Annotated in this window: 24 protein-coding genes; 12 read left to right on the top strand and 12 right to left on the bottom strand. The window is 39.4% G+C overall.

Translation table 11 applies throughout. The features are described from left to right. The coding region (locus tag H592_RS21255) for an IS630 family transposase (protein ID WP_028869497.1) at nt 1–363 on the top strand (363 nt) is incomplete at its 5' end. On the opposite strand, the gene H592_RS21250 is transcribed toward H592_RS21255, so the two are convergent. The 6 genes from H592_RS21250 to H592_RS0100985 all read right to left on the bottom strand — a co-directional run bounded on the left by H592_RS21250 (nt 346) and on the right by H592_RS0100985 (nt 7943). Next, complete coding sequence (locus tag H592_RS21250) at nt 346–1107, bottom strand: AMP-binding protein (RefSeq protein ID WP_037070740.1); 762 nt, start codon at nt 1105–1107, stop codon at nt 346–348. The genes H592_RS21255 and H592_RS21250 overlap by 18 nt on opposite strands. A gap of 218 nt (nt 1108–1325) precedes the next feature. Then, nucleotides 1326–2531, bottom strand: coding sequence for a 2-methylaconitate cis-trans isomerase PrpF (gene prpF, locus H592_RS0101005; RefSeq protein ID WP_028867094.1), 1206 nt, complete (start codon nt 2529–2531; stop codon nt 1326–1328). Further along, entirely contained in the window at nt 2524–5139 is a 2616-nt protein-coding gene (gene acnD / locus H592_RS0101000) for a Fe/S-dependent 2-methylisocitrate dehydratase AcnD (RefSeq protein ID WP_028867093.1), read from the bottom strand. The genes prpF and acnD overlap by 8 nt, the downstream gene beginning before the upstream one ends. A gap of 11 nt (nt 5140–5150) precedes the next feature. After that, nucleotides 5151–6293, bottom strand: coding sequence for a bifunctional 2-methylcitrate synthase/citrate synthase (prpC, locus tag H592_RS0100995; protein WP_028867092.1), 1143 nt, complete (start codon nt 6291–6293; stop codon nt 5151–5153). Nucleotides 6294–6400: 107 nt separating this feature from the next. Next, nucleotides 6401–7276: a methylisocitrate lyase gene (gene prpB, locus H592_RS0100990; RefSeq protein ID WP_028867091.1), complete on the bottom strand. Its 876-nt coding sequence runs from the start codon at nt 7274–7276 to the stop codon at nt 6401–6403. Between the two features lie 4 nt (nt 7277–7280). Next, nucleotides 7281–7943 (bottom strand): GntR family transcriptional regulator, encoded by a 663-nt coding sequence (locus tag H592_RS0100985; RefSeq protein ID WP_051368850.1) that lies wholly within the window; start codon nt 7941–7943, stop codon nt 7281–7283. 366 nt (nt 7944–8309) lie between these two features. On the opposite strand from H592_RS0100985, the gene H592_RS0100980 reads away from it, so the two are divergent. From H592_RS0100980 to H592_RS0100960, 5 genes are all read left to right on the top strand, one after another. Next, nucleotides 8310–8666 (top strand): YqcC family protein, encoded by a 357-nt coding sequence (locus tag H592_RS0100980; protein WP_051368849.1) that lies wholly within the window; start codon nt 8310–8312, stop codon nt 8664–8666. A gap of 100 nt (nt 8667–8766) precedes the next feature. After that, the gene (gene truC, locus H592_RS0100975) at nt 8767–9546 is read left to right on the top strand and encodes a tRNA pseudouridine(65) synthase TruC (protein WP_051368895.1); all 780 of its coding nucleotides are present in this window, start codon (nt 8767–8769) and stop codon (nt 9544–9546) included. Between the two features lie 2 nt (nt 9547–9548). Then, nucleotides 9549–10382 carry a hypothetical protein gene (locus H592_RS0100970; protein WP_028867087.1) on the top strand — a complete coding sequence of 278 codons (834 nt, stop codon included), beginning with the start codon at nt 9549–9551 and terminating at the stop codon, nt 10380–10382. Between the two features lie 129 nt (nt 10383–10511). Beyond that, on the top strand, nt 10512–10850 hold the full coding sequence (locus H592_RS0100965; protein ID WP_028867086.1) for a hypothetical protein: 339 nt from the start codon (nt 10512–10514) through the stop codon (nt 10848–10850). 7 nt (nt 10851–10857) lie between these two features. Further along, entirely contained in the window at nt 10858–11187 is a 330-nt protein-coding gene (locus H592_RS0100960; RefSeq protein ID WP_281170590.1) for a YqfO family protein, read from the top strand. A gap of 149 nt (nt 11188–11336) precedes the next feature. On the opposite strand, the gene H592_RS0100955 is transcribed toward H592_RS0100960, so the two are convergent. Beyond that, nucleotides 11337–12548 (bottom strand): MFS transporter, encoded by a 1212-nt coding sequence (locus H592_RS0100955; protein WP_028867084.1) that lies wholly within the window; start codon nt 12546–12548, stop codon nt 11337–11339. A gap of 101 nt (nt 12549–12649) precedes the next feature. Here H592_RS0100955 and H592_RS0100950 point away from each other — a divergent pair, with 101 nt between their 5' ends. Further along, nucleotides 12650–13519, top strand: a complete 870-nt coding sequence (locus tag H592_RS0100950; RefSeq protein ID WP_028867083.1) for a LysR family transcriptional regulator — start codon at nt 12650–12652, stop codon at nt 13517–13519. Between the two features lie 63 nt (nt 13520–13582). Here the strand turns inward: H592_RS0100950 and H592_RS0100945 are convergent, their stop codons facing one another. Continuing rightward, entirely contained in the window at nt 13583–14086 is a 504-nt protein-coding gene (locus H592_RS0100945) for a YcxB family protein (protein WP_028867082.1), read from the bottom strand. A 260-nt stretch (nt 14087–14346) separates the two neighbouring features. Between H592_RS0100945 and H592_RS0100940 the strand changes: the two genes are divergently transcribed. Next, nucleotides 14347–15525, top strand: a complete 1179-nt coding sequence (locus H592_RS0100940) for a cystathionine beta-lyase (RefSeq protein WP_028867081.1) — start codon at nt 14347–14349, stop codon at nt 15523–15525. A 230-nt stretch (nt 15526–15755) separates the two neighbouring features. On the opposite strand, the gene H592_RS0100935 is transcribed toward H592_RS0100940, so the two are convergent. The 3 genes from H592_RS0100935 to H592_RS0100925 are packed head-to-tail and all read right to left on the bottom strand — an operon-like array spanning nt 15756 to nt 18335. Then, nucleotides 15756–16262 (bottom strand): GDYXXLXY domain-containing protein, encoded by a 507-nt coding sequence (locus tag H592_RS0100935; protein WP_028867080.1) that lies wholly within the window; start codon nt 16260–16262, stop codon nt 15756–15758. Continuing rightward, entirely contained in the window at nt 16252–17367 is a 1116-nt protein-coding gene (locus H592_RS0100930; protein ID WP_028867079.1) for a DUF4401 domain-containing protein, read from the bottom strand. Before H592_RS0100930 ends, H592_RS0100935 begins: the two co-directional genes overlap by 11 nt. Beyond that, entirely contained in the window at nt 17364–18335 is a 972-nt protein-coding gene (locus H592_RS0100925) for a DUF2157 domain-containing protein (protein WP_028867078.1), read from the bottom strand. The genes H592_RS0100930 and H592_RS0100925 overlap by 4 nt, the downstream gene beginning before the upstream one ends. A 329-nt stretch (nt 18336–18664) precedes the next feature. Between H592_RS0100925 and H592_RS0100920 the strand changes: the two genes are divergently transcribed. After that, a complete protein-coding gene (locus H592_RS0100920) occupies nt 18665–19957 on the top strand; it encodes a hypothetical protein (RefSeq protein WP_028867077.1) in 1293 nt (430 codons plus the stop codon). An 84-nt stretch (nt 19958–20041) separates the two neighbouring features. Then, nucleotides 20042–20977: a CPBP family intramembrane glutamic endopeptidase gene (locus H592_RS0100915; protein ID WP_028867076.1), complete on the top strand. Its 936-nt coding sequence runs from the start codon at nt 20042–20044 to the stop codon at nt 20975–20977. A gap of 160 nt (nt 20978–21137) precedes the next feature. On the opposite strand, the gene H592_RS0100910 is transcribed toward H592_RS0100915, so the two are convergent. Next, nucleotides 21138–21437 (bottom strand): 2OG-Fe(II) oxygenase family protein, encoded by a 300-nt coding sequence (locus tag H592_RS0100910; RefSeq protein WP_028867075.1) that lies wholly within the window; start codon nt 21435–21437, stop codon nt 21138–21140. A gap of 431 nt (nt 21438–21868) precedes the next feature. Here H592_RS0100910 and H592_RS0100905 point away from each other — a divergent pair, with 431 nt between their 5' ends. Together H592_RS0100905 and H592_RS0100900 are read left to right on the top strand one after the other, a co-directional pair. After that, nucleotides 21869–22246 (top strand): hypothetical protein, encoded by a 378-nt coding sequence (locus H592_RS0100905; protein WP_028867074.1) that lies wholly within the window; start codon nt 21869–21871, stop codon nt 22244–22246. Between the two features lie 126 nt (nt 22247–22372). Beyond that, the gene (locus H592_RS0100900; RefSeq protein ID WP_028867073.1) at nt 22373–23215 is read left to right on the top strand and encodes a hypothetical protein; all 843 of its coding nucleotides are present in this window, start codon (nt 22373–22375) and stop codon (nt 23213–23215) included. The last annotated feature ends 130 nt before the right edge of the window (nt 23216–23345 follow it).

Raw genomic sequence — 23345 nt, 5'->3', positions numbered from 1 at the left:
AAAGTAAATAGTGATTATATTAATATTTTCTTAGCAGAATTGAGGGCACAACATCCGCCGGATCTGAGTATTCATTTGGTACTCGATGGCGCAGCTTATCATCGGTCAAATATAGTAAAAAACAAAGCGAATGAGCTTAATATTCAACTTCATTATTTACCACCTTACAGCCCCAATTTGAATCCAATAGAGCGACTGTGGAAAGTAATGAATGAACATGTGAGAAATAATAAATATTTTTCTAGTGCCCAAGAATTTCGAGAACAGATTGATCAGTTTTTTGAAAGTAAACTTCCTGAGATAGGAGACTCATTATCGAGTCGAATTAATGACAACTTTCAAAAGCTAACGCCTGCATCTTGAAGTGGGATGGGTATATAATACATAAAGCGGATCATTTGCATTCACGGGCACGCAATCATGTGCCGTGGATTTTTCTAATTGTAACGACCAATCTAAATCACGATCTTCTACTCCTAGGCTGCTGTTAAGTTCAGCTGGGCATTGCTCTCGCTGCAATACAATCACTTTTTCAGGTTTCCAGCGGCTGTCCATGATCGCTTTATTGACCATTGGCATATAAGGAATGATTTTTTGTACTTCGATTCCACAGGACGCGGTCATAATCACTTTTGGCTCTGCATCTTCGAGCCTAATCGCGAGTTCATTGGCAGCAAAACCACCAAAGACCACTGAATGTATAGCGCCTAAACGTGCGCAGGCTAACATGGCCATCACGGCTTCTGGTATCATCGGCATATAAATGATCACACGATCACCTTTACTAATCCCCATGTCAGCAAGCATACCTGCTGTGCGTGCAACTTGATCGGTCAACGCTTGGTAAGTGTAATGTTGTTTTTGTCCTGTAACAGGGGAGTCATAGATAAGCGCTATTTGCTCGGCTCGGCCATTGATAACGTGATAATCTAAGGCGAGAAAACAGGTATTTAATTGACCATCTGCATACCAACGGTCTATGCCGTTTTCATCTTTTTGTAAGATGCTTTTTGGGAATTTATACCACTCAATCGCTTTTGCTTGCTCTTCCCAAAATTTCTCTGGGTTGTTTTTAGCTTGCTCAAATTCTTTTTGATATGCAGACATAATTATCTTCCTTTTAATTAATCATGATAAAGAGGCGTTGTGATTGCGCTATTATTAATAACTTCTCATCGCTATAAATTAACCTCGCAATAGCCATTAACACCTGATAATGATGATAACGACCTCTCTTATCTGGCCTAATTTTCTGTTGATACGTTTCCATTGCATGCTAGCCATTATTGTTAATGGCTGTCTGCCGATTGATGCTAAAGCGCCTTTTATATCGTTGATGCAGGCACTCTTACCCAACCTTCCATTAATATACGTGCGCTTCGGCTCATGGTTGCTTTTTCAACAATCCATTGCCCTTGTTGCTGAATCGCTTTTGCACCGACTTTTAAGGTGCCGGATGGATGTCCAAAAGTGATTGATTGATGTTCACCTCCGCCAGCTGCTATATTGACTAGCGTGCCTGGAATCGCTGCAGCAGTGCCAATAGCTACCGCAGCGGTGCCCATCATTGCATGGTGTAACTTACCCATTGATAACGCACGAACATTAAGGTCTATCTGCGCTTTATTGATGCTTTTACCACTTGAGGCCGTGTAGTCTTGAGCTGGGCTGACAAAGGCTATTTTAGGTGTATGTTGACGTGAGGCTGCTTGTGCTAGGTCATCAATGAGTCCCATTTTTAAAGCTGCATAGGCACGGATTGTTTCAAACTTTTGTAATGCAGCTAGATCTGAGTTAATCGCTTCTTGTCCTTCTGTACCAAGGTAGCCTAACGCTTGCGCATCTAAAAATACGGTCGCAATGCCGGCGTTAATCATGGTCGCCTTAAAAGTACCAATGTCAGGGACATGTAATTGGTCAACAACATTTGACGTTGGAAACATTGCATTGCTGGCGTCCGAAGGGGCGACAAACTCTACTTTAATTTCTGCAGCAGGGAAGGTCACACCATCTAATTCAAAATCACCAATCTCTTGTACTTGTCCATTACAGATAGGGATATGAGCAATAATGGTTTTACTAATATTCACTTGCCAAATACGCACCACTGCAAATCCATTATAGGGAATACGTGATGCGTCAATAAGACCGGCTGCAATGGCAAAAGCACCGACAGCAGCGGATAAATTGCCACAATTGCCACTCCAATCAATAAAGGCTTTATCAATAGAAACTTGACCAAATAGATAATCTACATCGTGATCTTCTTTGTCGCTTTCAGAAAGGATCACTGTTTTACTGGTACTTGAAGTTCCTCCGCCCAAGCCATCGGTTTGTTTACCGTAAGGATCAGGGCTACCGATAATACGTAACAACAGGTTATCGCGACTTTCACCTGCTTGTTGCGCTGCTTTAGGGAGGTCATGAATATTAAAAAATAGCCCCTTACTAGTACCACCACGCATATAAGTAGCGGGTATTTTTAGCTGTGGTTGAAACGCAGTCGCGTTAGTTGATGGCGAGTTACTCATGTTCCGCTCCTTGTGATGATTGAAGGAAATCCTCTGCAAAACGTTGTAAAATACCTCCTGCATCATAAATCGACACTTCTTCAGCGGTATCAAGACGGCATTTTACTGGGACATTAACAACGTCTCCATTCACTCGATTGATCACTAAAGTCAGTTCAGCACCGGGACTACGATCGCCAATCACATCAAAGGTCTCTGTGCCATCTATCGCATAACTGTGGCGGTTTTCATTATTAATAAACTCTACCGGTAACACTCCCATACCTACCAAGTTGGTGCGATGAATACGTTCAAAGCCTTCTGCTACAATGACTTCAACTCCGGCTAGGCGGACCCCTTTGGCTGCCCAATCACGTGAAGAACCTTGTCCATAATCTGCGCCAGCAACAATGATCAAAGGTTGTTTACGTTGCATGTAGGTTTCAATGGCTTCCCACATTCGTTTAACTTCACCCTCTGGTTCCACGCGTGCTAATGACCCTTGTGTGACTTCACCATCTTTAGTGACCATTTCATTAAATAACTTAGGGTTAGCGAAGGTTGCACGTTGTGCCGTTAAGTGATCACCTCGGTGAGTGGCATAGGAGTTAAAATCAACCTCAGGTAGTCCCATTTTATCGAGGTAAGCGCCAGCTGCACTGTCTAACATAATGGCATTAGAAGGTGATAAGTGATCCGTGGTGATGTTATCGCCAAGCACTGCGAGTGGACGCATGCCTTTTAATGCACGAGCACCTGCTAAGGCACCTTCCCAATAAGGAGGTCGACGAATATAAGTACTTTGTGGTCGCCAGTCATAAAGTGGGTTAATAGCGGCAACGTCATTACCATAATCAACCTTGATATCAAACATCGGCTCATAAACGGCTCTAAACTGTTCAGGTTTAACGCTTTCTTTAATCACTTGATCAATTTCGGCATCGCTTGGCCAAATATCTTTTAAAGTGATGTTATTGCCTTGAGCATCAACGCCTAGCGCATCTTTCTCAATATCAAAACGTATTGTGCCTGCAATAGCATAAGCCACTACAAGAGGCGGCGATGCGATGAAAGCTTGTTTTGCATAGGGATGAATGCGGCCATCAAAGTTACGATTACCAGAAAGTACAGCGGTACTATAAAGATCTCGGTCAATAATTTCTTGTTGTATTTTCGGGTCTAATGCACCGCTCATACCGTTACAGGTAGTACAAGCAAACCCCACGATACCAAAACCAAGTTGTTCTAGTTCCGTTAATAAGTTAGCTTCTTCAAGGTATAATTGTACTGCTTTTGAGCCCGGTGCTAAGGATGTTTTAACCCAAGGTTTACGGGTTAATCCCAGCTTATTGGCATTTCTTGCTAATAACGCAGCGGCAATGACATTACGAGGGTTGGAGGTATTAGTACAACTGGTAATTGCTGCAATAATACAAGCGCCATCGGGCATTTTTCCACTTTCATTTTCTACTATTCCTGAAATGCCTTTGTTAGCAAGGTCGGCCGTTGCAACGCGGCGATGAGGATTAGAAGGGCCCGCGATATTGCGTCCCACGGCAGATAAATCAAAGCGTAATACACGCTCATATTCAACGTCTTTTAAGGCGTCAGCCCACAGGCCAGTTTGTTTTGCGTAGTTTTCAACTAATTGCACCTGTTTTTCATCTCGCCCTGTGAGGCGTAAATAATCGATAGTCTTTTGGTCAATATAAAACATGCCTGCAGAGGCACCAAATTCAGGCGTCATATTGGAGATAGTAGCGCGATCACCTAAGGTTAAATCTGCGGCACCTTCGCCAAAAAACTCTAAATAACAGGACACTACTTTTTGTTGGCGTAAGAATTCGGTGATGGCTAAAACGATATCTGTCGCGGTAATACCTTCTTGGCGTTTACCAAATAAATTAACACCGACAATATTAGGTAAACGCATATAAGAAGGGCGGCCTAGCATAACACTTTCTGCTTCTAAACCTCCGACACCCACGGCAATCACACCCAGTGCATCAACATGTGGTGTGTGGCTGTCAGTACCAACTAAAGTGTCAGGAAAAGCGACACCATCTCGGCTTTGAATCACAGGAGACATTTTTTCTAAGTTAATTTGATGCATGATGCCGTTACCCGGTTGGATCACATCAATATTTTCGAAGGCTTTTTTGGTCCAGTTAATAAAATGAAAACGGTCTTCATTTCGTCTGTCTTCAATTGCTCGGTTTTTATTAAAGGCATCTTTTTCAAAACCTGCGTGTTCTACTGCTAATGAATGATCCACAATCAGTTGAGTGGGCACCACGGGATTAACTTTCGCAGGGTCACCGCCTTTTGCTGCAATAGCATCGCGTAAACCAGCGAGGTCCACGAGTGCGGTTTGCCCTAAAATATCATGACAGACAACACGTGCAGGGTACCAAGGAAAGTCTAAATCTTGCTTACGCTCTATTAATTGATTCAATGCATCATGTAAATCTTTAGGTTTACAACGACGTACTAAATTTTCTGCTAATACGCGCGATGTATAAGGCAATTTTTGATAAGCACCGGCTTTGATTTCATTTACGGCTTGCTCGGTATCAAAATAATCTAATGTGCTGCCAGCTAATGGTTTGCGGTATTGAGTGTTGTTCATAACCTTTATCCTTACTTCGCTGTTGCTTGGTCACGCGTTTCAATAGGTGTCACTGTGCGCGGTTCGCTACCTGTATAATCAGCACTTGGGCGAATAATACGGTTATTTGAGCGTTGCTCCATCACATGAGCGGCCCAGCCTGTTAAACGTGAACAAACAAAAATGGGGGTAAATAATTTAGTTGGAATGCCGAGGTAGTTGTAGGTGGAGGCATGGAAAAAATCGGCATTACAAAATAGCTTTTTGCTGTCCCACATAAACTCTTCACAGGCCACCGAAATGTCATATAAACTGCTGTCGTCATTTTCTTGAGCAAGTTTTTCTGACCATTTTTTAATAATTATGTTGCGTGGATCTGAGGTTCTGTATACGGCATGACCAAAGCCCATGATTTTCTCTTTGCGTGCGAGCATTTCTGCCATTTTCACTTTAGCGTCCTGTGGCGAATTGAACTTTTCAATCATATCCATGGCTGCTTCATTGGCGCCACCATGAAGTGGGCCACGTAAAGTACCGATCGCACCTGTGACACATGAATACAAATCAGAGAGTGTTGATGCACAGACACGCGCGGCAAAAGTTGACGCATTAAACTCATGCTCTGCATATAAAATAAGGGAAACGTCCATGACTCGCTGATGTTGCTCTGAGGCCGTTTTGCCATTCAATAATTTTAGAAAGTGACCACCGAGACTGTTTTGGTCTGTGACACAGTCTATTTCAACGCCCTCATGTGAGTATCTATACCAAAAACACATGATCGCAGGGAATGCGGCTAATAGACGGTTTGCCGCGTGTGTTTGTTGAGAAAAATCTTGTTCAGGCTCTAAGTTGCCTAAAAATGAACAACCTGTTCTCATCACATCCATTGGGTGTGCATCAGCAGGAATAAGCTTTAATACTGCTTTTAAAGCGGGTGGTAAATCACGTAACGCGAATAGCTCTTTTTTATAAGCATCGAGTTGTTGTTGGGTAGGCAATTCGCCATTAAATAACAGGTAAGCAACTTCTTCAAATGTTGCATTTTCAGCAAGATCTGCAACATCATAACCGCAATAAGTTAAACCGCTTCCAGACTGTCCGACTGTACATAACTTTGTCTCACCAGCGCTTTGTCCACGTAATCCTGCACCGCCAATATTTTTATCACTCATCTTATCTTCCTTAATCGTTGTTGGTCATTTACTTATTGCGTCACTAAAAACTCACTTGTTACTGATTAACTATTACTTATTAACTGTTAATTATTAACTAATACTTGTTACTTCTTTTCACTTGAAAAGAGGGCATCTAACTTCTGCTCATAGTCGTGATAACCTAAGTAATCATAAAGCTCCATACGTGTTTGCATGGTATCGATAACGGCTTTTTGGTCACCGTCAGCGAGCAGCGTTTTATAAACTAGTTCAGCGGCTTTATTCATTGCTCTAAAAGCTGAAAGTGGATACAGCACCATTGCACAACCCCATTCACCAAGCTGTTTTTTGTTCCATAATTCGGTTTCACCAAATTCAGTGATATTCGCTAGAATAGGTACGTCTAATGCTTCAGAAAATGCACGATAATGTGCTTCTGTTTTTATTGCTTCTGCAAAAATTCCATCTGCACCCGCTGCAGCATAAGCTTGTGCACGTGCGATCGCAGCTTCTAACCCTTCTTGAGCAAAAGCATCGGTACGTGCCATAATAAAAAAGTCTTTATCAGTGCGAGCATCAACTGCTGACTTAATGCGGTCAACCATCTCCTGCGTTGAAACAATTTCTTTATTTGGGCGATGACCACAGCGCTTTTGTGCCACTTGATCTTCAAGGTGAACAGCTGCTGCTCCTGCTTTTTCCATATCACGAATGGTTTTTGCAATATTAAATGCACCACCCCAACCTGTATCAATATCTACTAATAACGGTAAGTTAGAGGCAGATGTAATACGTTGAGCGTCTGCAATTACATCGTTTAAAGAGGTCATGCCTAAATCAGGTAAACCATACGATGCATTAGCGACACCACCACCAGAAAGGTAAATAGCTTGATGACCCAATTGCTCTGCCATCATTGCGCAATAAGGATTAATAGTGCCCACTATTTGCAGTGGTTTATTATTATTAATGGCTTGTCTAAATTTTTTACCTGGACTCATGGTGTTACTCCTCTAACAATTCGTTTTCAATTAATAGTCGGCTGTTCTTGATATGTCTGCGCATCAACATTTCTGCTAATTCCGGATCGCGTGCTTTAATCGCGTTCAAAATAGCAAAATGTTCATATAAGGCTTTTTCTGGGCGAGCGTGTGAACGAGGGGATTGGTAACGATACATTCGCACTAAGTGATAAAGCTGGTCGCATAACAATGCAATCAATTGGTGGTTTTTACTGGCTTGAATGATCAGATAATGAAAGTCAAAATCACCCTGTTGATAAAAATACGACGCGCCATCAACTTCTTCTATATGTGATTGGTGGCGGTTTAATAATGCTTCTAATACTTCTATTTCTGAATCGGTAATATATTTACAGGCTAAATTCGCCGCCATCCCTTCTAATGCTTCACGTACTGCATAAATTTCTACTAATTTCTCTAAACTTAGAGTGACAACACGTGCTCCTACATGGGGAACGCGCTCTACTAGGTTTAATGATTCAACGCGCATCATTGCTTCACGTAAAGGGCCTCGGCTCACGTCAAAGACACGTGCTAATTCAGGTTCAGATATTTTACTGCCCGGCGGGTACTCGCCATTAACGATCGCTTCTATCAAGCGAGCCGTTAAATTATCTGATTTTATTGGGTCTTTGTTTTCTATCATAACTCTTCTTATTGTTGACACTATTTACGATTTATGGACAAATAGTAACCTTTTAAATATGATTATCAACTAGATTGTCAACAATTGTGGGTTTTTAGTTGTTTTGATTTTAAAAGAATCTACTTGATCACAAAATGGGCTATTATCTTTTTTATATAAAACATTAATCATCTTAAATGAGAGTGAAAGATGCAGCATTAATTATCAATTTGATAAAGAGTAAGAAGGAACTACAACGTGGCGTAAACAGTTGCGGGAATGATATTCATCTGGTTGGAGGATAGAGTGGGTGTTAATTTTCATGCTGACTTTGCATCTTGAGGTATCACGGGTATATTAGCCGCTTATTATATAGGCGCCTAAAACATGTCAACTGCAAATACACTGAATCAATCACTACCTGTAACGTCTGCACTGCTAAAATCGCAACAACTGTTGGACTTATTAGAACAACTCATTCTCCTGTTAAAGCACCGGGGATACTGGCAAGATGAAGCGCCCAGTCAAGAAAAATTAGCCAGTGTTCAACCTTTTGCAATTGATACTTTAACCTTTCCACAATGGCTACAGTTTATTTTTTTAGTGCGTTTTAAACAGATGCTAAAGCAACCCTCAATGTTACCATCGATACTATGTATTGCGCCGATGGCGGCACAGGTTTTACCTAATGAAGTAGCCATTTTTAAATTATTATCGAAAATCGATTTATTAGTAAGTGAATAATATGACGCAACAAACAATACCAGCAGGCATTGAAGGCCTAGATAACGTTAATCAAGCAGAAAGTTTTGACCATCTAGACAACCTAGATGATATAGAAGGGATGTTAGCAACGGTTGCTGAGCAACAAGATATTAGTGTGCAAAGCAGTACACCTGAATTAGAAATTTTATACCAAGATGATTATGTCGTTGCGATTAATAAACCCTCTGGTTTACTGGTCCATCGTAGTTGGTTAGATACTCACGCCACCGAGTTTGCAGTACAAAAGTTACGTGACCAAATTGGTCAGCACGTTTATCCAGTACATCGTTTAGACAGGCCGACCTCAGGTGTATTGTTATTTGTATTAGACAAAGACAGTGCAAGGCATTTAATGCAGCAGTTTATCGACCAAACCACTGAAAAAAACTATCTTGCCGTGGTTCGAGGTCATCTCGACCAAGGGATTTTAGATTATCCTCTAAAATATCAGTACGATAAAATAGCAGATAAAAAAGCCGATATGACCAAACCTCCTCAGGAGGCAGTTACTGAATACCGTTGTTTAGCTAAAACTGAAATCCCAATTGCTGTTGGGCCTTATCCAGCTTCTCGTTATTCATTGATGGAGCTAATACCTAAAACCGGACGTAAACATCAATTACGCCGACATATGAAGCATTTACGTCACCCTATTGTTGGTGATACCTCACATGGTGATGGTAAACACAATACTATGTTCAGAGAGAACTTTGCTATTCATCGTTTATTATTACATGCTGCATACTTAAGTTTTACTCACCCTAAAACAGAGCAAAAAATTGAGGTGCATGCGCCAATAACCGGTGACTTTCTACGCGTGTTGTCTGATATCAATTTACCTTATAATTTTAGAGAATAACTATGTTTACAACCTTGAATAAAGTATTACTCGGGCTAGTGTTGATTGTGGTAGTTGCTTACTTCTTGCAAAATCGCGCTAACACTCCGGAAGCCTGTGCCAACATTGATGGATTATGGGACGCACAGGAAGCTGTGTGTAAAACCCCAACACAACAGGTGATATTTCAATCTTTATCTAAACCTCATCCGGTTGCTATTGTTTACCCTGATAGTGAACGCTTAGTAAGCTTAGATAAGGTCGAACAAATAGAGGATTACGTTTATTTTCGTGGTCATTATGAAACTTTAGTAAAAGCCGCTAGCGACGCTAATGAGGCCGTTTATGATCGTGGGTCTGTTTACCTTAATATCAGCAAATTAACATTGTTAGATAAACACACCAAAGGCCTCACTTATTTTGCAGCGCCTTTTATTATCAATACTGCTGGGAATAACGTGTTTGTATATGTTGGACTTTTTTCTTATGATTTTACTAGCCAGCAAGCCAAACACCTCAGTTCTGAGTTATTGGGGAAGCGCATTCGAGAAGAAGAAATTATATTAAAAGAAAGTAGTGTGGTGAAAAGTAATGTATTTTTACAAGAAGGCTCAATCCAGGTTAACTTTAAAAGTCTAGGGCCAAATCAAACGGCAGCGGAATATCCAACACAGCAGAATGAAATAACATTGCAGCTAGTGGCGTTAGATCCCAAGGATGATAAAAATGCGACCTTTAGACGCATTGTTGAGCTCCATGAAAGCTGGGATCTTGACCATGACGGTGTTAATGATTGTGAACAACAGGGTAATTGCGATCATACTGTTGATTATTCTAAAGCTAAAGCCGAGCTCTAAAGTGAAGCCCAACTCTATAATTCAAACACAGCCTCAGTACACTAGAAATAGTTTAATATGTTAGCGATTATTGCCGATTTGTATTCGCCTCTATTAGCGCTATTTTGTGTGTATTATTTAAGAACAAAGATGAGTAAAAGTTTAGCGTTATCTTTAATCATTGCTTACTTGGCTGTTTATGGTTTCGCTTTCATAGAGTTTCATTTTGGATGGTGGTTAGCAATGGGGGCTAACTTTAGTTCCCATACCGCCGCGGTAATGGTGATAGCCTGTGCGCTATTAAGCTTTAGTTATAGTGTCGGGTTTTATGCATTGCTTAGTGTCCTCATTTATGGCTGGTTGATGACCGTTTTACACTACCATTCATGGTTTGATATTTTCTCGACGATGATCCTTTGTTTGCCTTGCTGGGGACTATTTATTGTTGCTAATCGAGCAAGTTCTCAACACGCTAACGTAAAAGTATAGGAAGTATATGCTGTATCAAATTTATTTTTATGTACCTGAAAACGCACTCGATTTAGTGAAAAAAGCGATGTTTGATGCAGGAGCGGGTGACGTTGGTGAATACCAACAATGTGCTTGGCAAACCTTAGGGCAAGGGCAATTTAAGCCATCTGAAAATGCGACTCCACATATTGGGCAACCAGAACAGTTAACCAAATTAAACGAATACAGAGTTGAAATGGTGTGTAAACAAAATCAACTTAAAGCAGCACTAAGCGCATTAATCAAGGCACATCCTTACCAAGAAGTTGCCTATGGTGCGCTGCCTATCATTACCTTAGATAACTTTAATGAATAACATCAATGAATAACATCAATACAGAGTCTAAGTGGATAACCTAAGTAGAGAAGTTAATAAATAGATAAGCTTAACAACGATAGCTTGCGTAATATCAATTAAGTCAACGGTGCTTAGTCAGCAGTATTTCTCCCCTTTAGATCTATAAGTTACTGCGCCGCCTGCAAGGTGTGCTCTTTTTTGTTATGTACAAAATGGCCTAAACGCCAGCATAACCAAAATACGACTGCGTATAATAACCCTGCACCGATCATCACCTGCGTCCATCCCCCATGTTGCCAACAGTAAATTAAATAGAAACCGCCCAAGCTGCCACAAACATAATAATGAACTAGGTATAATGCAGTGGCTGTTGCTTTAGATTTTTTTGCCTGTTGGCTAACCCAACCATAAGCTAAAGAGTGGGTGAAGAAAGCCCCAAAGCTTAATAAATTTAAACCAATGAAAATGACTACTAAGGAATCATTGCTAGCGACTAGCATGCCTAATAACCCCATTATTGCGCCAGCCAACATGCCTGTAATCGGGCTAAATCGCTGACACCATATTCCCACTAGGCGAGAGCTAACCGTTCCCGATAAGTAGCATAAGAAAATCATTGCCGCGATACTAACAGGCATTGCATAAGGCTCACTGACTAAGCGAAATCCTGTGACCGTATATAAATTAATAAAAATGGCAAAATTTACACCACCAATTAACATTGCAAAATAGATTTTTTTATTCTTTAAATGTTCAATAATAATATGGTGGTATTGAGATAAAGGACTGCTTTGTACTGTATTTTGCTGATTAGGTTGAGGTAATACCCAAGCAACCACCACCGCACCAATTAAACTTAACAGCGCCATACAAGCTACCGCCGTTTGCCAATCGAAATAGTCCGTGAGCATGCCGCCAAATAAACGCCCTGAAATACCACCCAGAGAATTGGCACTGATATACGCACCAATGCCATGACTAAAAGCTTTTGCTGAAAACTCCTCTGCCATATAAGCAACCGCGACGGCGGTAAACCCAGCCAGCGCCATGCCCATTAAAGCGCGACTAATGATCAGTAATAATAAACTGTCAGTCAATAATGAAGTTAAACCAATGGCAGGTAATAAAAACAAACTAATCAGCAGTACTTTGCGTCGGCCTATTCGTTCAGAGGCAAAAGCCCAAGGTAATAACATTAATGCTAGGGTCAAGGTACCTGCAGCTAATAACCAGTTAATGTGGGTAGCAGAGACAGCAAAATGATCCGCTAAAACGGGTAACATAGGTTGAAATAAATACAGATTACAAAATACTAAAAAGGAACCAAAAGCGAGTGCAGCACTGACTTTATAATAGGCTTTACTACGAAACTCAATCATCAACGTGATCACCAATAGGAAACAAGAGCAAAACAGTAGCAAGTTACTTGGAATAGTGAAAATATATAATAATTATCACTTCAATAGTTTTTGGTTATAGTATGGATACACGACTTCTCACCTACTTTGTAGCAGTAGCAAAGTATCAAAACATCACCCATGCCGCTAATGCACTGCATATCGCACAACCTGCATTAAGTGTTGCAATTAAAAAGTTAGAAGCACAACTAGAGCTGGATCTATTTCGTCGTAATGAACGAAAAATAACGCTTACTCATGAGGGTGAGATCTTGTTGGTTCATGCCAAACAGATCATTCAACAATTAGATGATGCAACGCTCGCCATGAAAGAGTTAAGAGGTTTGGAGAAAGGGGAAGTGAGATTAGGTGTACCAAGTATTATGGGCACTTATTATTTTCCCGATGTATTAATGGCATTTAAAAGCCGTTACCCTAAGTTAAAACTGGTGATGATTGAAGCTGGTGCGCAGTCGATACAAAAAATGTTACTCGATGGCGATATTGACCTAGGCATCATTCAAGCGCGTAACTTACCCGATGCATTAGATTCCGAACATCTGATCCGTTCACAAATGGTCGCTGTGGTGAATACTGAACATGAGTTTGCCGATAAAAAGTCACTTTCCTACGCAGAGTTCTTTTCTCAGGAATTGGTGATGTTTAAACAGGGGTATTTTCATCGTGAGAAATTAGATGATATTTGTCGCCAAGAAAAATTGTCTGCGAACTTTTCTTTTGAAACTAACTTACTAGCGGTGATCCTTAAGATTGTAAAACGTGATTTTGCTATCTCAGCATTACTTGAACTCGCCACAGAAAAAGAACCGGATATTATTTCTATTCCCTTTGAAGAGCCGATCTTCTTGGATATTTCAATTGCGTGGAGAAAGAAAGGCTACTTGTCTAAAGCTGATAGAGCATTTTTAGAGTTTGTGAAACAAAACCATTAACTAGATTAAGCGGCTATTGTCTCACTCATTTTTGGTTTATTTATAACAATCAGCCTCGATTAATTACTTGGCTGATAAAGGAATCGCCTGCTTTTTGCCACTTAATTGTTGCTGAATATAATCTTGTATTGAATCGTCTAAACAAGATTTACTTAAATATTGCTGACCACCTTGATGCAAGTTCAACATAAAACCAGTGTCAGTTTCATAAAAGCTATCGATAGATTGCCATGCTAATTGGTTATTGATGTAAACGCTTTTATTTTCAATACCTTGTTCATCAAAAATAAGGGTAATTTTATTACCTGCATTTTTACTCATCATTTGGCGCATTAACCACCATGGGCGTTTATATTTAAAACTGAAGTATTCCAATAACGCAATGCCAAAGAAAAACCATGCCAGTAAACCTTGTACTTGCGTTGCAAACAAGAAAAACAAACCCGCTAAAATTAAACCCGTGATGAAAACAAAGCGTGGTTTTTGTGGCCCTTTTAATAACATCGATTGATCAAAACATTCTGCATAGTGTTCGCGATTCAAAATGAAGTGAGTTTCAAAGTGCATATTTAGCCTATTAGAAAAAAAAGAAACGATTATACCTCTTATGTCATGAAATGTTAGGCAATCAAATGTATTCAACTTGATCGCTACTTTATAAGGTTTGTGAATTGCTTAATAGTTACTGTGTTTACTTGTGCTAAGTCGATGTTTTTAGTGTAAACATAATGGATTAATATATGAGCATATAGTCGCTGTTCATCTTTATTTGAAGTGTTAATATGTGTCTACTAGCAATTTTCTAACATCATCAATGGATAGGTCAAATGAAAAAAGAAACGCAAATAGTAAGTTTAGGACGTGATAAAAAATGGACCAACGGAGTCATTAATCCCCCTGTAGTACGTGCTTCTACCATGACATTTGAAACCATGGAAGATATGCATTTTGCTGCAAAAAATAAAACCAACGGTGCACTGTTTTACGGGCGTCGTGGTGGACCAACACATTTTGCATTCCAAGCAGCGATTGCTGAACTAGAGGGCGGCGTTGGCACTGCTTTATATCCATCTGGTTCTGCAGCTATCAGCAATGCATTAATGTCATTCTTAAAAGCAGGCGATCATTTACTAATGGTCGACAGTGCTTACGAACCTACACGTGCATTATGCGACAGCTTATTAGCAGGTTTTGGTGTTGAAACGACTTACTACGATCCAATGATCGGCGCGGGTATTAAAGATCTGATTCAAGACAATACTAAAGTATTATTTTTAGAGTCTCCTGGTTCAATTACTATGGAAGTTCAAGATGTACCAACGCTCTGTAAAATAGCGCACGAGCAGGGTGTAGTGGTGATGTTAGATAACACATGGGCTTCACCGATCAACTCTCGTCCATTTGAGATGGGGGTTGATATTTCAATTCAAGCTGCGACTAAATATATTGTTGGCCATTCTGATGTGATGATGGGCACCGCGACGGCAAATGAAGCACATTGGGATCAGTTGCGCGAAAACAGCTATCTAATGGGGCAATGTACGTCACCAGATGATGTTTATCTAGCAAGCCGTGGTTTACGTACATTAGGCGTGAGAATGGCGCAGCATGAAAAGAATGCATTACAAGTGGCTAATTGGTTAGCTACACGTCCTGAAGTGGACCACATTCGTCATCCTGCCTTTGAAACTTGTCCTGGACATGAGTTCTTCAAACGAGATTTCAGCGCATCTAATGGCTTATTCTCTTTTGTATTAAAAGAAGGGAACAGCAAGTCATTAACGGCTTTAGTAGAAAATATGAAACACTTTAAAATGGGCTTTTCATGGGGCGGATTTGAAAGCTTGATTTTGAGTGTGTCGGGTATTGATAAAATTAGAACTGTAACTAAATGGGATAGCAGCAAACCGCTTATTCGTTTACATATCGGTTTAGAAAGCCCTGAAGATTTAATCGCCGATTTAGAAGCTGGCTTTGAGCGTTTTAATGCCGTATTGAATAAGTAAGATTTTCCAGATTTAACGTTGTTATTTAACGTTGTTATCGAAGGAGCCTTTTGGCTCCTTTTTTGTATTTTTTATTAAGCTATTTATTTTTAAAGTCAAAAGCGGATTAACCACGAAGGCACGAAGGGTAAAGAAGGTTAGATTAAAAAAATTAATATTAATCAATTTTGTTGATTATCTTCATTTCTTTTGTGTTCTTCGTGCCGCCGTTTAGTGGTTACTTACCATTTTTACTCTGCTTTAATTTCTGTTAGCTGTTCTGTGAACATGGCATTCAATAATAATTCTCCCTGCTCATTCACTTTGAATTCCCCATAACGCGCTTTTTCATAACGCTCTGCGGTGCCTTCTTCAAAAAAGAAGGCATTAGTAGCAAATTTTATTTGATCATAACGTACACGATAATTAAGTCGCAGTTCATTTTCTTGCAATGCTTGGCCTTGGTAAATACTTTGAAAAGTACCGATCTTGTTTTCATCTAAGCGCACGACTATTTGCCCATCATGGGTACTTGTTGATGTATTGTTTGCTAGCAATTGCAGTGCGTCAGAGAGTTGATTCGCGGCATCAAAACGTAGCGCCATATAATCGCCCTGCATTAATGAACGCGGATCCACAGGTGCTAGTTTTAAATACACCGTATCGCCTGATTTTAAATGTTGTTCTTTACTGAAAATTGAAACGTTCATCAGCGCTAAAATGATTAGCAACATGCCTATTACAATTTTAGATTGCATCGTTATCTCCTTGTGGCGTTGAGCCAACCTTCACAGGATCAATCTGTATCGGATCAAACCATTTTAATAGCACCAAACGAATCGCTAATATAAACAAACCCATTATTAATAAAATACCCGATTTTTCTAATAAAGTGAGCGTTAATAAATAGTAATAACTAGAGATATAAAAGAGTAAGGAGATCATGCCTAACCCTTGTAATAGTTTATTGCTGTTTGAAAAGCCCAATATCAATAGGGCAAAACCGATAGTAATACCAGAGGCTTGCATAGATAAAAGGCACAGGCCAATAGTGGCACCCATAATCACCAATTTAGTATTAAAGGGTAATTGATGCTGACTACGTAATATTAAGGTGATGACCAAATAAAGCATGGCAATGAGCAATAACAGCTCATCTAAATAGTAAAACCATGAGGGTTGTAACCTACTTTCATTTAACCAATATGAAAGATCGTAGCCAATGATATAAGAAGCTTTGAGCGGAATAAGCAACAACACAACCCCATAACTGATCGCTTCAAAAGCAGGTTGCCACTTCACTGAACGCCATTCATTGAGTACTAAAAACAGCACTAACAGTAATAAAATTGCAGAAGTGATCGCTGAAAGGTGCAAATAATAAAGGCAAATAGTCAATGCGATACTGGCAAAAAAAGCACAACAAACGCGGTGTACATAGTTTGGCATAACTAGGCTCAAACTACTTTGCATGACCAAAATAGCGAACCAAAGTAATAGGTCAGAAGAGTGACTATCATAGATGAAAATAGCCCAAGCGATCAAAGCTTGTCCGGCAAAACTAAAAGCTAACATCAGATGTTCACGGAATTCAGAAGGGTTATTTTTTAGTACATTATACGCCATGGTTATCATCACGGCACCGACCAGAAAACAAATGATGCCGTTATCCACTAAGTCTTGTAGCGTGAGCAATAAAAAACCTAAGATAAATAATGAGGCAAACCAGCCCGAAAAAGCCAGTAACAGCTTTATGAACCAAGGTGATTCTATTTCCTGTGTTGACTGAAACTCACCGCTCACTAAGTCTTTGTCTTGAAGCTGTTGCCACAATCTTTGTTGTTTGGGTTGCTGCGTACTCATGACAACATCTCCTTATTGACTTTCTTCAACCAAATCGTGGCTAAGCTAGTGAGACCAATAATTAATGCAGAAATAAGCAGAAAGAAGATCTCAATAAAATCTTCATTGAGACATTCGATAGAAAAAGTCACTATCATCACAATGCCTGATAAACAGCCTCCTGCTAACATAAATAGATCACATCGGAAATGTCGATATACCACGTATAGCGAGACAATAAAGAGGCTCCAAAATAAGAAAGGCCATAGGCTAGTATCCTGTGAATCTATTATTGTATCAATCGCAATAAAGGTGATCATAAAACCTGCTAGCGAGGCGATGCAGCGGGCTAACCAACGAGGTGATAAATAGGTAAAACGGCGGCTACTCAGTTCTAATACAGTTAATGCGATACTGTTGAATAGGAAGAGGGCAACCCAGAGACTATCATCAGCGGAGAAAAAATCAGTTAAGGGCAGGCCAAAAGTGTCAATGTAGAGGCTCAATGCCAGATTTAATAAACCTAACCAACTTAACCATAACGGTGCAAAGCGCGCAATAACTACCCAAGGGGTGATCAATAAAGCCCAATAGAAAAACAATGTCCAAGGGTCAGCGCCGGTTTGATAAGTTTGACCAAAAAAGGCCATTAAAACTCCCACCATTAAACAGCCCACTAATAAGCTCATTTGTGCTTTAAGGGTCTCTTTTGGAGATCGCCAGTAGAGAAATATCGTCACAGCGAGCAGTGACTCTATTAACGTGAATTTCCCAAAACGTCCCCAATCATCCCAGTTATATGCGATAAAAAAGAGTACTGAAAAAGCGAGGCTTAATGCTCCTAAACACAATAACAATCGGTCAATAAACTTAACCCAGTTGTTGATAGTCGGATAAACTTGCGTGCAGTTAAGTGCATCATTAATTTTCGCTGGTGGTACGTCACCGCGTTTTATAAAATTACTAATAATGTGGCGTGATGATGGCATTGCCTCTTCCTGATCATTTTTTGTCTGGTTGATATCAAAGATAACTTAAATTCAAACAAGAAGTACAACTTTTTAGATTTGCTAGAGAACGGTTATAGTGAACGACTTCCTACTTATTAATGAATAGAATGACTTTGATCTGTTAGCTGTATCGATTTGATGTATTTTTCCATACAGTAAAGTGTCAATCATAAACATACTTTGGCCGTGGTTGAACATATTGAGTATTAAAAATTCTCATCACTACTTTGGCATTTATTGTAAGCATATAAAATATGTTTATTACTGTTAACTCAATTGATTAAATAACCATTATAAATAGGCGTTCGATGATAATAAAAAACCAACTTAAATGTACCTTACTGTTTGTCATTACTACTGTTGGCATACTTGGCTGTAATAGCACGCCTGCTGAGTCTAAAGATTCAGCCTTAAATATTGAAGAAGAGTACAGTGACGAAAAGTACAGTAACGAAAAGTATAGTGACAAAAAGTACAGTGACGAAAATGCAAATTGGTTAGCAGGTTCTTGGGGTATCACTCAAAGGGTTGATGGCGGCTATAAGCTAGATCAATCTGTCGATGCCAGATCTGCTCACTGGGTTGCTGGTGCCGAAGAGATAGTTAAAAATCTTCCTTCATCAGGACATGTCATCACTTCTTTCACTCATCCTGCTCATGCTTTTCTTTTTACATTACGTGATAACGACAATGTTGATGTAGCCGCTATCCATCCAGATATGGTGCCTCAACTTGAAAACGAACAAATCATTTTTGATGTTATTAATGTTTATCGAAAGGCGGGTAAAAAAGTTATTTTATATTTAAATGCAGCAGGGCCATCAATGATCACAGATAATGATCCTGAAAATGAGCGTGAGATAAAAGCCGCATGGGAAGAGTATTATAATACTCAATGGAATGGTGATGAAGGTGCTGCTTGGCGATATTTAGTAGAGGGGTATGCCAAAAGGTTTGATGGTTTAGTAGATGGTTATTGGTTAGATAATGTTAGGAAATTACCAGGTTCACTATCTGATTTTGTTGATACGTTACGCAGCGTCGACCCAACGTTAGCGATTGGCATCAATGAAAAGAAAGCGTATTTTACTGCTCCCAATGATAGTAGCGAGTATATTTATGTTGATAGCGACGGTTTAGATGACCAAGATGACACTGATTATAAAATCATAAAGCATGTACCCACTAACGAATACGAAGACTTTACTGCTGGTCATATCACACCGCTAGGGCGAGGTGCGCCACCTAACTCTTGGGGATATGAAGAATATACGATTCCAGATATGCAAGATAGCCCTTGGGATAGTTACAACGGCAATAAAAAAGCACTTAAACACGGTTGGTTTCCTATTAGAAGTACATGGAGTAGTTCAAGGTCTGATTTGGTCTTTGGGATCGAGCAAGCCTATCGTTTTACACGTAAGATTACTGATGCTGGCGTAGGTATTACTTGGTCAACCACTCAAGATAAGGGATATATGAGTGCTGATGAAATGGACATTATGATAGAAATTGAAAATAGAATGATTCAAACCCCAAAAGCAAATTATGAAACTTATCAAAGGCCAGTAGGCGCTTATTTATTGGGTGAAACACCTTAATAGTAAAGTCGGCTGTTAAAAGCAGCCGTTAAAAATTGGTCAATTTAACAGCGTAAAAACAACCAATAAGCAGTAACTAATAAAATGACTTTTTATCTATTAGCGTTATCGATTTTATGTGTTTTTCCATACTGTAAAGTATCAATCATCAAACAACTGCTTTGGCTATGGTTAATGGCCTTAAGCGTTGTTAGTGGTTATGTTGAACACCACCTAGAGGCTGTTGGGCTGGTGGGTGTCGTGGTTTATGTCGCTTTATACCATGGCGCGCTTTACACAAAACAGCCAATCATACGGGCAATATCAAGTACTGCTTTCATCGTCAGTTCATTGGCATTAGCCGTGCATGTCGTACCCGGTTTTAATAACTTACCTATTGTTATTAATGAGCTGATCACCAGTGATGCCGTTCCTTATACCCTTTATGCTAACTTTGATAAAGGTATGGCAGGGTTGTTGGTTTGTGCTTACTTTTTTTCTAAGAGCCAAACAACTAAAGCCTTAGATACAACTACACCCTTGACTACAGCCTCAAATACAACTACTGCAAATATAGTTACAGTAAAAACCAGCACGATGACAATGCTTAAACAGCCTTTTTTCATTATTATTTGTACCGTGTTAGCGACGTTGACGGTGGCTTTAATGATTGGGTTAGTAGGATTTAGCCCTAAAGTGCCAGACTTTTGGTTAGCCTTTATTGCTATTAATCTTTTGTTTACCTGTGTTGCTGAAGAGGCGTTCTTTAGAGGCTTGTTACAAACTAAGTTGTCGCAATTAATCACAGTTAAACGTTTAGCTATTTTTGCACCGCTTATAACCGCAGCTGTTTTTGCCTTGGCGCATTTTATAGGTGGATGGAGTTATGTGTTGGTGTCAGGTGTAGCAGGTTTTGGTTACAGTTATATTTTTTATAAAACACAGCGCTTAGAGTGGGCGATTTTGTGTCATTGGTTAGTGAATATTTCACACTTCTTTTTGTTTACTTATCCGATGATAGGAGAGGTGACTCCTCTTTGATTTTTTAGAGGTTTCGTCTGCGCTCATCCGAACAACTTAGGTTTTATTTACAGTATTGTTAGTCTGAACTCATTGAAGCATTTAGAAGTCTATTTGCTTGGTGTTTCGCCTTGGCGGCGATCTTGCTTTTCTTATGTGAAGATAAACCTTTTTACAAAGCTTATATATTGAGTGCAAAACTGAGTAGGACACGTTTTCCTGATTCGATTTTCGTGACGCTGTGTTCGTACTTGTCGGGTCTAAATAAATACACGCGGTTGAATAAGTTAATAATGCATTTTGTACACTTAAATACACCACCCACTTTTGGCTGTACCAGGATTAAATTGAGTTTGTAATAACGCCCTTTTTGTACATTGTCGACATGGTTCATCACACTGTGGTTGATAGGGTAGGTCACTAGGTTTATTGAAAATAGCTTACTATAAAGAATGGTTTTGTTTTTAATGGTTGCAGTCATATTGTCTCCATGCTGTTTACGTCTTTATTGTAGCATTGAGTCACCTTGTAATACGTTAGCTTAGTGATATCAAAATACGATGAGATATAACCAAATGGTTTGTTTGTTATGGTGTGAAAAGGTTTTTCTCATTTGTAATAGTTCAAATATGAAAGGGGGCGTTACATTGAATGATGCTTTAAGCTTTCAAAAAATTAAACTATGAATAAATTCTCATCTATTTTCTAATTGCAGTCTTTTCACCACAATTACTACAGTCTGCTGCCTTTTTTTATGATTAATAAATTATAATATTATTATATCTCTTTGTTTTATCGTTAAATCAACGTAAAGTTATGTAATATTTTAATCATTAACTCTTGTCGTTTTTCCGCGGTTAAAGTTACATTTTGTGAGTTAATAAAGCTGTTAGCCATTATCAGGTATCAAATATGAATCGAAGTTTGAGAAAAGGTATGACGAGACTTTATCTTCAGCACCAGCATACAGGTCACAGTACCGGAGCAAAGCTCTGTGAGTCAGAGATCGAAAACGATCTTGCTACCTTGAGGTTTACGTTGGCACCTTTAGACGGGAATCAAAAATCTGACGAAAGCTATCTTCATGAAGAACAACTAATATCTGCGTCATTAAACGATGATACGATAATTAGAGGGTTTGTAGCGCATGTAAAGCAAAGTGCTATAAAAGTAACAAACTATAAACTAGAAGTAATCAGCAAGGGTCAAAAACTAGTATTCGACGTGTACCCAGAAATAACAACGCAAGGCAACCTGAGTACATTATCTCTTAGCGTGAAAAATGGCTAACAAGTTGCTGCAGCCGACATTTTGGCTTACATTCCGTTTTGGGGTGCCTTCGGCACTTTACCCCAAAACTCTATTTCAGCCAAAATTCGGTTGAGCAAGGCGTTAGGCATCAGGAGTGTTACGAAAATGAAATCTCATATTCTGAGGAGGTTTGAGTCAAAGCTAGAAGATATGAACGACCAACTTTGTTATTTCTTGTTTTCAGATGTTGAAGTAAACAATATATTTTCAGAGCTTACAGATGATGTTTTAGATTCTTTCACAACGGAAGTCTTCTTTGAAAATGAGTTTTCAAAAAGGCTCCATATAAAAATTGAAGCATTACCAGAATTCCGTAAGAAAGCATTCCATACGCTGGTAAGTATGAGCGTTATTGCGTCAGTAGAATATTTGTTAAGTTTTATAGAGGAAATTGAAGAATTTAGAGCTCAGATAACACCTTCTGTACATGACGAAATAAAGAATAAGAAACCAGAAGAACAGTTAAAGCTTAAGTTGACCAATTGGCTAGGTAACGAACCAGAAAGTGCAATTATTAAAACAATGAAATACTTAAGGTTAAGACGAAATCACATTGCACATGTCCGAGAAGAGTTGAGTGATGGTTTTCGCTCATTAATTAAGAATGACTCCAATCAGTTAAATACTTATTGGTCTATACAACCAACTGAATTAAATGGCTTTGATTTTGCTAAAAAGAGTTACGCTGAATTTGAAATAAATGAAGTGTTTGCGTTGCTAAACTTGTCGAGAATTTGTATGCGTGAAACTGATTCGGCAGTGCTATCGACTATTGCCGAGGAAGAAATCGCACATTATGAACTACCTTCATTTCTTGAAAATAAAAAACTAAACGGTTTAAAAATAGATGTGAAATCTCGTAAATTTAGTGCATTTTTACAGCATCAATACGGTAAAAAAATACCATGCGCTGACACAGTAATTAGAACTCATCTGAAAAATGCCTAATCGGGTAGCCGGAGGTATCTAACCCCCAGCCCGCACACCACCCTGCATGCGGCTCCGCACAGGGCGGTTCATCTTATGATGAATAGTGAATATTAATCCACAGATCCTTTAATGATATCAAACCTTGTCT

It is taken from the genome of Psychromonas arctica DSM 14288, from assembly GCF_000482725.1.
GTDB lineage: Bacteria > Pseudomonadota > Gammaproteobacteria > Enterobacterales > Psychromonadaceae > Psychromonas > Psychromonas arctica.
The sequence above is the reverse complement of the archived record's forward strand: the minus strand, read 5'-3'. Positions and strand labels throughout refer to the sequence as shown.